The 13,483-nt window shown below is 73.0% G+C and carries 13 protein-coding genes; 6 read left to right on the forward strand and 7 right to left on the reverse strand.

The window, feature by feature from the left end; all coding sequences use genetic code 11:
- The first annotated feature begins 148 nt into the window (after window positions 1-148).
- From ACFYX3_RS05305 to ACFYX3_RS05320, 4 genes are all read left to right on the forward strand, one after another.
- Window positions 149-1,468, forward strand: a complete 1,320-nt coding sequence (locus ACFYX3_RS05305; protein WP_389008268.1) for a glycosyltransferase family 4 protein — start codon at window positions 149-151, stop codon at window positions 1,466-1,468.
- Between the two features lie 109 nt (window positions 1,469-1,577).
- Window positions 1,578-2,339 (forward strand): class I SAM-dependent methyltransferase, encoded by a 762-nt coding sequence (locus ACFYX3_RS05310; RefSeq protein ID WP_389008271.1) that lies wholly within the window; start codon window positions 1,578-1,580, stop codon window positions 2,337-2,339.
- Window positions 2,336-3,424, forward strand: coding sequence for a prenyltransferase (locus tag ACFYX3_RS05315; RefSeq protein WP_389008274.1), 1,089 nt, complete (start codon window positions 2,336-2,338; stop codon window positions 3,422-3,424). Before ACFYX3_RS05310 ends, ACFYX3_RS05315 begins: the two co-directional genes overlap by 4 nt.
- 134 nt (window positions 3,425-3,558) lie before the next feature.
- Entirely contained in the window at window positions 3,559-4,389 is an 831-nt protein-coding gene (locus ACFYX3_RS05320; RefSeq protein ID WP_389008277.1) for a DUF2690 domain-containing protein, read from the forward strand.
- Here the strand turns inward: ACFYX3_RS05320 and ACFYX3_RS05325 are convergent.
- The 3 genes from ACFYX3_RS05325 to ACFYX3_RS05335 all read right to left on the reverse strand — a co-directional run bounded on the left by ACFYX3_RS05325 (window position 4,355) and on the right by ACFYX3_RS05335 (window position 6,788).
- Window positions 4,355-5,320, reverse strand: coding sequence for a hypothetical protein (locus ACFYX3_RS05325; protein WP_389008280.1), 966 nt, complete (start codon window positions 5,318-5,320; stop codon window positions 4,355-4,357). The two genes, ACFYX3_RS05320 and ACFYX3_RS05325, sit on opposite strands and share 35 nt — an antisense overlap.
- 93 nt (window positions 5,321-5,413) lie before the next feature.
- A complete protein-coding gene (locus ACFYX3_RS05330; protein ID WP_389008283.1) occupies window positions 5,414-5,863 on the reverse strand; it encodes a hypothetical protein in 450 nt (149 codons plus the stop codon).
- 106 nt (window positions 5,864-5,969) lie between these two features.
- Complete coding sequence (locus tag ACFYX3_RS05335; protein ID WP_389008286.1) at window positions 5,970-6,788, reverse strand: helix-turn-helix domain-containing protein; 819 nt, start codon at window positions 6,786-6,788, stop codon at window positions 5,970-5,972.
- Window positions 6,789-7,072: 284 nt separating this feature from the next.
- Between ACFYX3_RS05335 and ACFYX3_RS05340 the strand changes: the two genes are divergently transcribed.
- Window positions 7,073-7,615 carry a hypothetical protein gene (locus tag ACFYX3_RS05340; protein ID WP_389008289.1) on the forward strand — a complete coding sequence of 181 codons (543 nt, stop codon included), beginning with the start codon at window positions 7,073-7,075 and terminating at the stop codon, window positions 7,613-7,615.
- A gap of 14 nt (window positions 7,616-7,629) precedes the next feature.
- Here the strand turns inward: ACFYX3_RS05340 and ACFYX3_RS05345 are convergent, their stop codons facing one another.
- The 3 genes from ACFYX3_RS05345 to ACFYX3_RS05355 all read right to left on the reverse strand — a co-directional run bounded on the left by ACFYX3_RS05345 (window position 7,630) and on the right by ACFYX3_RS05355 (window position 10,634).
- Window positions 7,630-8,640 (reverse strand): LLM class F420-dependent oxidoreductase, encoded by a 1,011-nt coding sequence (locus tag ACFYX3_RS05345; protein WP_389008292.1) that lies wholly within the window; start codon window positions 8,638-8,640, stop codon window positions 7,630-7,632.
- A 114-nt stretch (window positions 8,641-8,754) separates the two neighbouring features.
- Window positions 8,755-9,612 carry a hypothetical protein gene (locus ACFYX3_RS05350; protein ID WP_389008295.1) on the reverse strand — a complete coding sequence of 286 codons (858 nt, stop codon included), beginning with the start codon at window positions 9,610-9,612 and terminating at the stop codon, window positions 8,755-8,757.
- Between the two features lie 104 nt (window positions 9,613-9,716).
- Window positions 9,717-10,634, reverse strand: coding sequence for an N-acetylmuramoyl-L-alanine amidase (locus ACFYX3_RS05355; RefSeq protein ID WP_389008298.1), 918 nt, complete (start codon window positions 10,632-10,634; stop codon window positions 9,717-9,719).
- A gap of 271 nt (window positions 10,635-10,905) precedes the next feature.
- Between ACFYX3_RS05355 and ACFYX3_RS05360 the strand changes: the two genes are divergently transcribed.
- Window positions 10,906-12,810 (forward strand): hypothetical protein, encoded by a 1,905-nt coding sequence (locus ACFYX3_RS05360; RefSeq protein ID WP_389008301.1) that lies wholly within the window; start codon window positions 10,906-10,908, stop codon window positions 12,808-12,810.
- Here the strand turns inward: ACFYX3_RS05360 and ACFYX3_RS05365 are convergent.
- On the reverse strand, window positions 12,807-13,442 hold the full coding sequence (locus tag ACFYX3_RS05365; RefSeq protein ID WP_382661229.1) for a class I SAM-dependent methyltransferase: 636 nt from the start codon (window positions 13,440-13,442) through the stop codon (window positions 12,807-12,809). The two genes, ACFYX3_RS05360 and ACFYX3_RS05365, sit on opposite strands and share 4 nt — an antisense overlap.
- Between the last annotated feature and the right edge of the window lie 41 nt (window positions 13,443-13,483).

Raw genomic sequence — 13,483 nt, forward strand, 5'->3', positions numbered from 1 at the left:
ATCACCTGTTCGGGCTCTCACGACGGAGCTACCTGCCGGTAGATTCTGTGCTCCTTGAAGGATCAAGCACGCTCAAGTCTGTAACTTGTTCTAGATTAGCGCGAGCGGTTACGCTCCGGCGAAACGTACGCTCGAAGGGGGTCGCGCAATGACCGCTGAGGCCATAGAGGCAAGCCCCCGGCAGGGCGTCACCGCCGCCGGTGACGGTCCGCTGCGGATCGCTCTCCTCACGTACAAGGGGAACCCGTTCTGCGGGGGCCAGGGCGTCTACGTCCGGCACCTGTCCCGCGAGCTCGCCCGCCTCGGGCACACCGTCGAGGTCATCGGCTCCCAGCCGTACCCGACGCTCGACGAGGGCGTACCCCTCACCGAGATAGCCAGCCTCGACCTCTACCGCTCGCCGGACCCGTTCCGGACCCCGAAGCGCGAGGAGTACCGGGACTGGATCGACGCCCTCGAGGTCGCCACCATGTGGACCGGCGGCTTCCCCGAGCCGCTCACCTTCTCCCTGCGGGCCCGGCGCATGCTCGCCGCCCGCCGCGGAGACTTCGACGTCGTCCACGACAACCAGACCCTCGGGTACGGACTCCTCGGCGGCCCGCGCGCGATCGGCGCGCCGCTCGTCACCACGATCCACCACCCCATCACCGTCGACCGGCAGCTCGAACTCGATGCCGCCGACGGCTGGAAGCGCCGCGCCTCCGTCCGCCGCTGGTACGCCTTCACCGGCATGCAGAAGAAGGTCGCCCGCCGGCTGCCGTCCGTGCTCACCGTCTCCGGCACCTCCCGCCAGGAGATCGTCGAGCACCTCGGCGTCCGCGAGGACCGCATCGAGGTCGTCCACATCGGCGCCGACACCGACCTCTGGTCCCCGGACCCGTCCGTCGCCGAGGTCCCCGGCCGGATCGTCACCACCTCCAGCGCCGACGTCCCGCTCAAGGGTCTGGTCCACCTCGTCGAGGCGCTCGCCAAGCTCCGTACCGAGAACCCCGACGCGCACCTCGTCGTCGTCGGCAAGCGCGCCGAGGACGGGCCGGTCGCCCAGGCCATCGAGCGGTACGGGCTCGACGGCGCCGTCGAGTTCGTCAAGGGCATCAGCGACGCCGAGCTCGTCGACCTCTACCGGTCCGCGCAGGTCGCCTGCGTGCCCTCGCTGTACGAGGGGTTCTCGCTGCCGGCCGCGGAGGGCATGGCGACGGGGACCGCGCTGGTCGCGACGACCGGTGGGGCGATTCCGGAGGTTGCCGGGCCCGACGGGGAGACGTGTCTGGCGGTGCCGCCGGGGGACGCGGGGGCGCTGGCCGCTGCGCTCGGGCGGGTCCTTGGCGACGCGGAGCTGCGGGCGCGGCTGGGCGCCGCGGGCCGCGCCAGGGTTCTGGAGCGGTTCACCTGGGCGCGTGCGGCTCAGGGCACCGCCGAGCTGTACCGCGAGGCCGTGGCCCGGCAGGGTGCCGGAGTCCGCCGGTGACGCCTGGCCGTCGTCGCCGGGTGCAACCCGGTGGGTGGGTTGTGCCCACCCGTTCCGCCCCTGCGGAACGCCTGCCCACAACCTTCCTCAACCCCGAAAGCAGGGTCTCGTGCTGACCGTCGACTTCACTCGCTTCCCGCTCGCTCCCGGTGATCGTGTGCTCGATCTGGGCTGTGGCGCGGGGCGGCACGCCTTCGAGTGCTACCGGCGCGGTGCCCAGGTCGTGGCCCTCGACCAGAACGGCGAGGAGATCCGCGAGGTCGCCAAGTGGTTCGCCGCCATGAAGGAGGCCGGGGAGGCCCCCGTCGGCGCGACCGCGACCGCGATGGAGGGCGACGCCCTCAACCTGCCGTTCCCCGACGAGTCCTTCGACGTCGTCATCATCTCCGAGGTCATGGAGCACATCCCCGACGACAAGGGCGTGCTCGCCGAGATGGTCCGCGTCCTCAAGCCGGGCGGCCGGATCGCGATCACCGTGCCCCGGTACGGCCCCGAGAAGGTCTGCTGGGCGCTCTCCGACGCGTACCACGAGGTCGAGGGCGGCCACATCCGCATCTACAAGGCCGACGAGCTGCTCGGCAAGATCCGGCAGGCCGGCCTCAAGCCGTACGGCACGCACCACGCGCACGCCCTGCACTCGCCGTACTGGTGGCTGAAGTGCGCCTTCGGCGTCGACAACGACAAGGCGCTGCCGGTCCGCGCGTACCACAAGCTCCTGGTCTGGGACATCATGAAGAAGCCCGCCCTGACCCGGGTCGCCGAGCAGCTGCTCAACCCGGTCGTCGGCAAGAGCTTCGTGGCGTACGCGACCAAGCCCCACCTCCCGAAGGCCGACCTCGCGAAGGCCGACACCGTGGACGCCGCCAAGTGACCTCTCCCGAGCGGATCGCGGAGCACCTCGTCCTGCCCGGGGTGCTCACCGCCGAGCAGGCCGCCGAGACCGTGGCCGGGATACTCGCGGTGCAGCGCGAGGACGGCGCCATCCCCTGGTTCCGAGGCCACCACCTGGACCCGTGGGACCACACCGAGGCCGCCATGGCGCTCGACGCGGCCGGCGAGCACGCCGCCGCGGCCCGCGCCTACGCGTGGCTCGCCCGCCACCAGAACCCCGACGGCTCCTGGTACGCGGCCTACCACGACGGCGACCCGGAACAGGTCACCGACCGGAGCCTCGAATCCAACTTCGTCGCGTACATCGCGGTCGGCGTCTGGCACCACTACCTGTCCACCGGCGACGACTCCTTCCTCGACCGGATGTGGCCCGCCGTCTACGCGGCCGTCGAGTTCGTCCTCGGGCTCCAGCAGCCCGGCGGCCAGATCGGCTGGAAGCGCGAGCCCGACGGCACCCCGGTGGGCGACGCCCTGCTCACCGGCAGCGCCTCGATCCACCAGGCGCTGCGCTGCGCCCTCGCCATCGCCGAGGTCCGCGAGGAGGCGCAGCCCGACTGGGAGCTGGCCGCCGGGGCCCTCGGTCACGCGATCCGCCGGCATCCCGAGCGCTTCCTCGACAAGTCCCGCTACTCGATGGACTGGTACTACCCGGTCCTCGGCGGCGCGGTCACCGGGGCCGACGCGCGCGCCCGCATCGAGGCCGACTGGGACCGGTTCGTCGTCCCCGGCCTCGGTGTGCGCTGCGTCGTCCCGAACCCGTGGGTCACCGGCGGCGAGAGCTGCGAACTGGCCCTCGCCCTCTGGGCGACGGGGGAGTCCGACCGGGCCCTGACGATCCTCCAGGACATCCAGCACCTGCGCGCCGGGAACGGCATGTACTGGACGGGGTACGTCTTCGAGGGCGCCACGGAGGCCGACAAGGCCGTGTGGCCCGAGGAGCAGACCGCCTGGACCGCGGGCTCGCTCCTCCTCGCGGTCGCGGCCCTCGGCGGCGAGGAGGCGACCGTCGCCGTCTTCGGCGGCGAGCGTCTGCCCGTCGGCCTGGAGCCCGACTGCTGCGCCTGAGTCCCCGGCCGAACCTGGCCCGATAAGTGCTTGACGCACGCACATTTCCTTGCGCGGAGCACCCCTTACCGCGCTCTAGGATATGCACGTTCATGGCTGGCATGGACATGCATAACAGGGAGAATCGGTCACAGATGGACCGTGCGGGGTCGGTCAAGGACCTGGCGAGCGAGCTGCTCGCACTGAAGAAGGCGTCGGGATCCAGCTTCGTCCAGCTCAGCGAGAAGACGCACTACGCCAAGTCGTCGTGGGAACGCTGGGTCAACGGCAAGCAGTTCCCGCCACGCGACGCCGTGGAGCGTCTCGCCCTGCTCTGCGGGACCGATCCGGCTCCGCTGCTCGCGCTCTGGGCCGAGGAGGAGGCCCGGCGCGCGGCACCCGAGCCCGAGGCCGGAGCGGAGGCCGGGGCCGGGGTGGAGCCCGAGGGCCGAGCGGGGTCCTGGACGGCGGTGTTCCGGCGGCGCCGCGTCCTGTGGGCGTCGGTCGTGCTCGCCGTCCTCCTGGTGGCGGGCGCGGTCTCCTACAGCGCCCTCTCCGGATCCGGCGAGCCGCCGGCCGCCCCCCGTCCCCAGCCCGTCGTGACGGTCGCGGGACCGGCCACCGGCTGCACCCTCACGCACTGCGAGGGCCGTGACCCGAAGAAGATGAACTGCGGCGCCGACGCCGTCACCGTGCGCACCGGCTCCATCCCCAAGGACCTCGTCATCGAGCTCCGTTACAGCCGGGCCTGCCGGGCCGCCTGGGGGCGGATCTCCTTCGCCCAGGTCGGTGCCACCGTCGTCGTCAACAACTCCGACGGCGCCGCGCAGGCCGACGTCGTGCACTTCGACCGGGACGTCTACACGCCGCTGATCGCGGCGCCCGACGACGGCTCGGTCTGGGTCTGCGCGGCCCTTCCGAAGAACGGCCCGCGCAGCTGCACCGGCCGCTTCATTCCGAGCGAGGAGAAGGCGCAGCAGCCGTAGCGGGTGCCGCGAGCACTTCGCGCGCCGCCTCGTCCTGGCGGGCGAGGAGGGCCGTCCAGTCCTTGGTGACGGCCGGGTTCCGGTCCAGCCAGTCCTGCTGGACGGCCGCGAGCCGGGTGTAGGCCAGGGTCAGATAGCCGGTCGTGCTCTTGCAGCGCAGATCCGCCCGCAGGATGTCGCGGCCGCCGAGGCGGGCCCGCTGGGTGGGCAGGGTCTTCAGCAGCGCCGGCGGGTTGCTCTGTCCAGGGAAGCCCGCCCGGTCCATGCACTGCTGCCAGCGGCCGGTCGCGTCCCGGAACCTCGGGTCCTTCTCCAGGGCCGCGCGGGCCTGCTCCTGGCCCTCGTAGAGCAGGATCTGCGTCCGGATCCAGCGGGCCCGGCCGTCGCCGAGCACGCGGGTCTCGGCCTCGGCGAGGCAGCCGTCTCCCGGCCGGGACACGCTCATGCCGAGGTCGCCCTTGACCGTCACCCGCTTGGCCTCGTCGCCGAAGAGCGCCTTCGCGTATGCGGGGGAGGCCTCGGGACTGCCGGGCTTCGGCGGCTTCTCGCCGGGCTCCGCCGGGGCGGGCGGGGTCGAGGAAGGGGGCGTCTCCAGGCCGAAGGGACGCGGCCGTTCGTCCTCGCCGGAGCCCGCCGGGGGCGTGGCCTTCGGGGCGTACCGGAAGCCCTGGCGGGCCATGCAGTCGATGGCGTACCGGCGCTGGGCCTCGGCGCTGCGGGCCTGGGCGCCGGTCCAGGCGAAGACGCGGTCGGTCACGGGCGGCAGCCGGTGCAGCCGCTCCAGGGCGGCCGTCGACACGAGTGCCTCGTCGGAGACCTGGGGCGCGTCCTGGGCGGAGGCCAGCAGTGTGCCGCCGACGACGGCCGCTCCACCCGCGAGGACAGCGGTGAGCGTGAGCAGGACACGGCGGGGACGACGGGTCCCGGTCATGGTGCGGATGCCTTTCGTCGGCGGGAGAGTGGGCGGGGCCCGGTGCACCCCTGTAGCACCGGCCCCCGTTCACGCGTGGTGCGCGGGCTTCGCTCAGAAGCAGTGGATGGTCGTCGACGGGCGCAGCAGGAGGGAGCTGGCCTGGGCCTCCTGCCAGCTCGCGAGGCTGCCGTAGAAGACCTGGCTGCCCGGGTTCACGCAGAACAGCAGGCCGCCGCCGTAGTTGATGTCGCGGTAGTAGTGGCTCTCGTAGCCGCCCGTGCTGGAGTTGCTGGCGGCCCTGACGTTGTCGTTCACGACCTCGCCGGAGCCGCGCGTGCCGGGGTTGTCGTTGAAGTAGTCGTTGGTGAAGTTGGCGTCGCTGTTGTAGTAGTCGTGCGAGCCGCTGTCGCCCAGCTGCGCCCAGTACGCGCAGTGGTATCCGGCGCCGCACATGTAGCCCGCGGAGGCCGAGGTGGCGGTGACGACACCGCCGCCGATGAGCAGCGCGGTGGTGGCGGCGACGACCGCCGCCTTCTTGCGGAGCCCCGTGACCATGCCCATGTTTCGTTCCTTCTGTTGTCGGCGATGCGTGCGCGACCGCACGCGGGCGTAAGACTTCCGTCCGGCGCCCGGTCCCGTATTGGAGAAAACCGCCGGATCCGCAGGTTCAGCCCGCGATCCAGGAGCTCGACGCCCCCCGCTCCGAGAGGAAGCGGCCGGGAGGCAGCCCGGTCATCGACTTGAACTCGAGGCTGAGGTGGGCCTGGTCGTAGTAGCCGCACCGGGCGGCCGTGTCGGCGGGCCTGCCGCCCGCCGCCAGCAGCCGGATCGCGCGGTTCAGGCGCAGGATCCGGGCGAGCCGCTTCGGGCTGAGGCCGATCTGTTCCCGGAAGCGGCGCTCCAGGTGCCGCAGGCTGGTGCCCGTGGCCGCCGCGACCTCGCGGATCTGCAGGGTCCCGGCGGACCGCTCCAGGAGCCGCCACGCCTCCAGGACGGCCGGTGCGGGCCCGTCGGCCCCGTCCGCTCCCGCCGACCACCGCAGCAGCGTCTCGTCGAGCAGCGCGAAGCGCTCGGCCCAGCCCGGGGCGTCCGCCAGGGCCTCGCTCAGGCTCCGGGCGCGGTCGCCCAGCACCTCGGCGGGGTCGGCGAGGACGTCGGCGAGCTCCGCCAGCGGGGCGCCGCCGAAGAACCGGTGGGCCGCCCAGGGGGCGAGGGCGAGCTCCACGCCCTGGACGTCGCCGCCGTGCCCGAGGACCCGCGCCTTGGTGTGCAGCCCCGACACCAGCGAGATGTGCCGCCCCGCCCCGCGCACCCTCAGCTCGCCGCCGAAACCGATGAGCAGCGACACCCGCCCGCTCGGCACCACGAGCCGCTCCTGCGGTACGCCCGCCGTCGAGCGGTACCCCCGGTAGGTGCCGATGCCCGGCCCCAGCCGGGCGTCCGGCCTCCCGTAGTACCACCGGCACCTGCCGCCCCCCGTACACACGCGGCGTCTCACCATCGACTCCTCTGACCTCCCGCGCCCGGATCCGTCCCGGGCCGGAGATCCACTGTCGGGAGGGTCCGGAGACGGTGCCAGAGGTGACGGTGTCCCAGGGATGCGGAGGGATGTCCCTCGCCCCTGACCTGCGGAGATGTCCAGGGACAGGGATGGCGGAACCCGTACGGAACCCGTATGCGGCTCGTGCGGAACCCGTACGGATCCGCACCGGTGGCGGCCGCCGGGGTCCCGGGTGAGGCTGGCGGCACCGTCACCAGGGAGGTCCCGTCATGCCCAGAGGTGTTTCACGCGGAGTCGTGGCGCTGCTGCTGTCCTGCACCCTGCTCCTGACCACCGCGGCGTGCAACGACGACACGAAGAGCACCAGCAGCGCCGCGACCCCGTCGGCCTCGGCGAGCTTCGAGCAGCAGAAGCTGGCGAAGACGCGGTTCGTGGCCAACGCCGGTCTGGCCGCGGGCGCCACGTACCAGTGGATCGTGAAGCCGTACCGCGCCGGCAAGTTCAAGAAGGGCGCGGACGGGCGGACCTTCGCCCTGGTGAAGGCGGGCCTCGCGGGCGCGTTCACGTACAACCGGCTCAAGGCGGCGCTGAACAACGCCAAGGGCGACCCGCTGCTGTCGAAGGCGGTCGCGCCGCTCGCCGCGGGCATCGAGTCGCTCAAGGAGCTGGGGGCGAAGCTCCGCAAGGGCGAGGTGGGCGACGCGGACGTCGGCGCCTTCGAGAACGTCATCAACAGCGTGAAGGACGCGGGGAGGAGCGCCGGTGCCGAGGTCGTGGACCAGGTGCCCAGCACGTCACAACTCGGCGGCTGAGTCCATGGGCCGAGCTACGAGCTGAGCTCCGCCAGGAGGCGGAGCGTGGCGGGGTCCGGTGCCGTGACGAGGAGGTCCGTCACCGGGCCCCGCCGCCATTTCTCCAGGCGCTCCGCGATCCGCCTCCGGGGGCCGACGAGCGAGATCTCGTCCGCGAAGGCGTCCGGTACGGCGAGCACGGCCTCCTCGCGCCGCCCGGCAGCGAACAGCTCCTGGATGCGGCGGGCCTCCTTCTCGTACCCCATGCGTCCCATCAGGTCGGCGTGGAAGTTCCGGGCCGCGTGCCCCATGCCGCCGATGTAGAAGCCCAGCATCGCCTTGACGGGGAGGAGTCCGGCCGCCACGTCCTCGCAGAGCTGCGCCCGGACCATGGGGGCGACCAGGAAGCCCTCGGGGAGCGCGTCCGGCAGGGCGTACACCTCGGACCAGCGGTCGGGCGTCCAGTAGAGGGGCAGCCAGCCGTCGGCGATGGCGAGGGTCTGCGCGATGTTCTTGGGGCCCTCGGCGCCGAGCAGGACGGGGACGTCGGCGCGCAGCGGATGCGTGATCGGCTTGAGGGCCTTGCCGAGGCCGGTGCCGTCGGGGCCGGTGTACGGGTGGGAGTGGTGGCGTCCGTCGAGCCGTACGGGGGCCTCGCGGCGCAGCACCTGGCGGACCACGTCCACGTACTCGCGGGTCGCGGTCAGGGGGGAGCGGGGGAAGGGGCGCCCGTACCAGCCCTCGACGACCTGCGGTCCGGACAGGCCGAGCCCGAGCAGCACGCGCCCGCCGGAGAGGTGGTCGAGGGTGAGCGCGTGCATCGCGGTGGTGGTGGGGGCGCGGGCGGCCATCTGCGCGACGGCGGTGCCGAGCCGGATGCGGCTGGTGTGCGCGGCGATCCAGGTCAGCGCGGTGAAGGCGTCGGAGCCCCAGGCCTCGGCGGTCCACACGGAGTCGTAGCCGAGCCGCTCGGCCTCGCGGGCGAGGTCGAGGTGGGCGGGGGAGGGGCCGCGGCCCCAGTAGCCGAGGGCGAGTCCGAGTCGCATGCCCCACATCCTTTCTGACGCTCCGTCAGATACGTGTTGCGGGGACTGTACGGCAACGGCCCCCCGCCCGGAAGGGATTCCGGGCGGGGGGCCGTGTGCGGGATGCCGCGGGTGTCAGCCGCGCTGGATGCCCGTGGTGTCCTGGAGGACGCCGCGGCGGCCGTCCTGCGTCTGGGCCACCAGGGCCGGACCGCGCTGCTCGACCGCGAGGTACCAGGTACCCGGGGCCAGCTCGGCGATCGGCGCCTGCGAGCCGTCCTCCGCGTACAGCGGACGGGCGACCGGGACCGCGAACCAGAACGGCGCGAAGTCCGCGGCCGGCTGCGGCGCCGGGGCGGCCGCCTGCGGCTCGGGCTGGTGCGCGGCCTGCGGCTGCGGGGCGGCGGCCTGCGCGCCGAACGGCTGGCCCGCACCCTGCGAGGGGTCCTGCGGCCCGCCGTACGGCTGCTGCTGCGCACCCGGGTAGCCGTAGCCGCCGGGGACGCCCTGCTGGCCCGGCTGGCCGTGCTGCATGCCGTACGGCGACGGGGTCTGCGGCTTCGGCGCGCCGACGAGCGGGGCCTTGAGGGCGGGAACCAGCGGACCGGCGACGGCGGCACCGGCCACGGCCAGGGCGGCGATGAGGCCGAGGATCAGGCCGGCGCCGGCGTTGTTCGCCTCGAAGATCCACATGAGCAGCGTCCAGGCGGACACGATGGTGAACGAGGTGCCGACCTGGCCGAGGTCCAGGCCGACCACCTTGCGGGGCTCCGGGAGGGAGCGGGAGACGACGACGAGAGCGGCGCCGGCGATGCCGACGAAGAAGGTGCCCCAGCCGAGGTACGAGAACTCCCACGAGTTCGGAGTGTCGACCTTGTCGCAGATGGCGGCGCTGGCGTCACAGCCCGCGATGCCGAGGAACGAGGCGATGAACAGCACCACCGCTGCACCGATCAGCACGCCATCGCCTCGGGTGAGGGAGCGGATATTCACGTAAGAGTCCTTCGTCGGGTCGTCGGTCGTCGCATCGGGAGGCGTTCAGGTTCATGACACGGGGGCGGCCCCATGGTACGGAGCGAATCTATCGCCCGTCGGTTCTACCCCTTGAGGTAGGTGGCGATGCCGTCCGCCAGCCCCTGGGCCGCCTTCTGCCGCCACGTCGACGACGTGAACAGCTGTGCGTCCTTCGGGTCACGCATGTTGCCGCACTCGACGAAGACCTTGGGGACGGTCGAGAGGTTGAGCCCGCCGAGGTCGTCCCGCACGTCCAACCCCGTACCGTCACCGATGTAGTTGGCGGGTGAGGTGCCGGTGGCGCGCGCGAAGGTCTTCACGATTCCCTCGCCGAGGGTACGGGACGGGGCGACGATCCTCGCGGTGTCGGCGGCGCCCGCGCGCACCTTTGCGGGAAGGATCACATGGAAGCCGCGGTTGCCGGCGGCCGAACCGTCCGCGTGGACGGAGACGACGGCGTCGGCGCGGGCCGCGTTCCCGATCCGGGCGCGCTCGTCGATGCAGGGTCCCCAGGGGCGGTCGCCGTCATGGGTGAAGACGACCTCGGCGCCGCGTGCGGTGAGGAGGTCCCGCAGCCGGCGGGAGACGTCGAGGGTGAAGGTGGCCTCGGTGTAACCGGCGTTGGTGGAGGTGCCGGTAGTGTCGCATTCCTTGTGAGTCGTCCCGATGTTGACCTTTTGGTTGATTTCAGCGGAATGGCTGAAATTGCCGGAGTTGTGGCCGGGGTCGATGACGACGGTCCTCCCGGCGAGCGAGCGGCTCGCCTGAGCGGCGCCCGGCGAGCGGGTGGGCCGGGGGGCGGTGGAGGGCGAGGCGAGCGGCGGCCGCGACTGGGCTCCGCTCTCGCTCCGGGGTCCCTCGGTTCCTCGTGCTCCCTGAGCCTTCCCGCTCGATGACGAGGCCTGTGAGGTCGCGCACCCGGCGAGCGCGGCACAGCAGCCCGCGGCGGCGAGGACGAGGGCGAGGGTGCGGCGGGCGGTGTTCCGGTGGTCGTACGGCACCCCGCGACTTTAGGCCCTGTGCGGGGCGGAATGCCGTAGGGGTGCGTCGCAGGTTCGTCACCGGCGTCACGGAACGGTGGACGCGTGTGGGCGAAGCGTGAAGGGTAGGGAAGAAGAGCGGCGGTGGGGTGTCACCGCGCATGGACCACGAGGGGGAACCGTGGTGGGGGAAGAACCGAACGACGCGCGTCCCGAACCGAACGACAGACCGCCGGGGGACGGGGGCTTGGGGAAGGGGGGCGGGGCGCCGGGACCGGGCGGGCGCCCCGATGTGACGTCCGCTGCTTCTCCGGGTGCCTCGTCGGGCGCGCCCGAGCCGCCCTGGGCCCCTCCGGCGCCCGCGAGTCCGGCCGCCCCGGGCGCGGGGACGCCCACGCCGGCCTTCGGGCCGCCACCCGGGGGCCCGCAGGTTCCACAGGATCTGCCCACGACGACGCCGGCCGCCGCGGCGGCCGGTACCCCGCCCGGCACTCCGCCCGAGCCCGCGCCGACTGCGCGGGACCTGCCCACCGCCCAGCTCGCCGCCGCGTCCGGGGCCCCGTCCGGGCCCGCCGTCGCGCCCGGGTGGGCCGGGGCCGGGACCGGGCCGCCGCCGCCCGGTGCGCCGCCCGGGTTCGGGCCGCCGGGGTACGGGCCTCCGCCGTACGGGCCGCCGCCCGGGCACGGCCCCGCGCAGCCGCCCGGCGACGCCAACCCGGCTCAGGCCGCCATGATCGGCCTGCTCAACCTCTCCTGCCTCGGTCTCGGCTACGTCCTCCTGCGCAACTGGATCGGCGCCGCGCTCTGCTGGCTCGCCACCGCCGTCCTGCTCGTGGCCGCACTCCCCGCCGACGTCGACGGCGTGCCGTTCGCCCTCCTCGTCGGCTACGGCGTCTTCCTGCTCGCCGTCGCCGCCGACGGCGCCCGCCGCGGACTGCGCGCCACGCTCCGGATCGGCGCCTCCTTCCGCCGCCTGGCACTGCCGCTCGCGCTCGTCCTGCTCGCCGCGCCCGCCGGAGGCTCCCTCGCGTACGGCGCGGCCCGCGACGAGGCGAAGGAGCAGGCGATGCTGGAACTGCTCGCGGCGGCGGACGCGCTGGTGAAGTCCGCCGACGGCCTCGCCTTCGACAAGGCCGAGCCGACCTTCCGCCAGGCGCTCAGCGCCTATGAGGACCTCGGCACGAAGCACGCCGGCTCACGGGCCGGGAAGCTCGTCCCCGACCGCCTCGACGCGTACTACAGGACGGTCTCCGCCCCGTACGGGAAGAAGCAGTACTGCGCGGCCATAGCGCCGCTCAAGCACCTGCGGGAGCTCCCCGCCACCGTGGACAAGGGGCTGCTCGGCTCCCGGCCCGCCAAGACCGACGAGCCGCTGGCCGAGTCGCTCTACCAGTGCGGCACGGCGGCGCTGGGCGTGCAGACGGCGAACCCGCCGGCGAGCGAGAGCCTCAACGACCTCCTCGGCACCTTCCCGCAGTCCGCCCAGGCGACCCGCGTCGAACCGGCCGTCCGGGCGGCGATCAGGACGCGGACGACCGCCCTCGGCGGCTCCGAGCCCTGCGACGCCACCGACCAGCTGCGCGCGCTCCGCTCCTCGCTCGACGCCATGCCGGACCCGTCCCTCGAAGGTGCGGCGAAGGAGGCGGCGGCGGCCGTCCAGAGGGGTGACTTCGCCTGCGGGACGGACCACTTCAAGGACAAGGAGTTCGACACGGCGGCCACGGTCATGACCGACTACGCCAAGGCGTACCCGAACAGCCCGCAGGCCGCCCACGCCCGCGCGATCGCCATCGCCGCCGAGATCGCCGAGGAGGAGCCGGAGGCCGGCCGGCGCCTGCCGCCGGCCGACGTCCCCGGCGGCGCCCGGATGGTCATGGTGGTCAGCAACGACGGCCCCGGCGAGGTCGAGCTCCTCTACACGGGCCCGATGACCGGCAAGGTCACCCTCAAGTCGTGCGGGACCTGCAAGAAGTACCAGACCCCGCTGCTGGTGAACTCCCCGAAGATCAAGGCCTGCACGGGGCCGTCCTCGAAGTACCCGAAGGCGACCCTGCTGCTGCCCGCCGGCGACTACCACTTCCTCCAGAAGCGGTCGGCCACCGGCACGTCGACGGCGGGCGACACCAAGTCGAGCAAGGCGAAGATCGAAGAGGGCTACAGCTACACGAACTGCCTGTACGTGACCTCGCTGTTCTAGGCGCCCCGGCGGCGCAGCACCCGCAGCGAGTCGGTGACCGAGACCTCCTCGAAGTCACCCGACTCCAGGGCGCGCAGGTAGATCCGGTACGGCGCCTGACCGCCGTCCTCCGGGTTCGGGAAGACGTCGTGGATGACGAGCAGGCCCCCGGGGGCGACCTTGGGGGCCCAGCCCTCGTAGTCGTTCGTGGCGTGCTCGTCCGTGTGCCCGCCGTCGATGAACACGAAGCCGAGCTGCCCGCCCCACACCTTCGCGACCTGCGGCGAGCGCCCGACGACGGCGATCACGTGCTCTTCGAGCCCCGCCTTGTGGAGCGTCCGGCGGAAGGTGGGCAGGGTGTCCATCAACCCCACCTCGGGGTCGACCACGGTCGTGTCGTGGTACTCCCACCCCGGCTGCTGCTCCTCGCTGCCCCGGTGGTGGTCCACGGTCACCGCGACCGTCCCGGCCTGCCGGGCCACGTCGGCGAGCAGGATCGTCGACCGCCCGCAGTACGTCCCGACCTCCAGGAGCGGCAGCCCGAGCTTGGCCGCCTCGGCGGCGGCCTCGTACAGCGCAAGCCCCTCCCCGGCGGGCATGAAGCCCTTCGCGGCCTCGAAGGCGGCAAGAATCTCGGGCGCGGGCACGGACATGGTCACTCCTACTGGCGGGTACGCGGCTACGAGCGCCCATC

Origin of the sequence: Streptomyces sp. NPDC002463 (assembly GCF_042889835.1) — a bacterium.
GTDB classification, from domain to species: domain Bacteria; phylum Actinomycetota; class Actinomycetes; order Streptomycetales; family Streptomycetaceae; genus Streptomyces; species Streptomyces nymphaeiformis.

Bases quoted from the DNA above. Each gene is read 5' to 3' on its own strand.
- ACFYX3_RS05330 (WP_389008283.1), bottom strand. From the start codon at position 5,863: ATGGGCATGGTCACGGGGCTCCGCAAGAAGGCGGCGGTCGTCGCCGCC.
- ACFYX3_RS05305 (WP_389008268.1), top strand. From the start codon at position 149: ATGACCGCTGAGGCCATAGAGGCAAGCCCCCGGCAGGGCGTCACCGCC.
- ACFYX3_RS05365 (WP_382661229.1), bottom strand. From the start codon at position 13,442: ATGTCCGTGCCCGCGCCCGAGATTCTTGCCGCCTTCGAGGCCGCGAAG.
- ACFYX3_RS05320 (WP_389008277.1), top strand. From the start codon at position 3,559: ATGGACCGTGCGGGGTCGGTCAAGGACCTGGCGAGCGAGCTGCTCGCA.
- ACFYX3_RS05325 (WP_389008280.1), bottom strand. From the start codon at position 5,320: ATGACCGGGACCCGTCGTCCCCGCCGTGTCCTGCTCACGCTCACCGCT.
- ACFYX3_RS05345 (WP_389008292.1), bottom strand. From the start codon at position 8,640: ATGCGACTCGGACTCGCCCTCGGCTACTGGGGCCGCGGCCCCTCCCCC.
- ACFYX3_RS05340 (WP_389008289.1), top strand. From the start codon at position 7,073: ATGCCCAGAGGTGTTTCACGCGGAGTCGTGGCGCTGCTGCTGTCCTGC.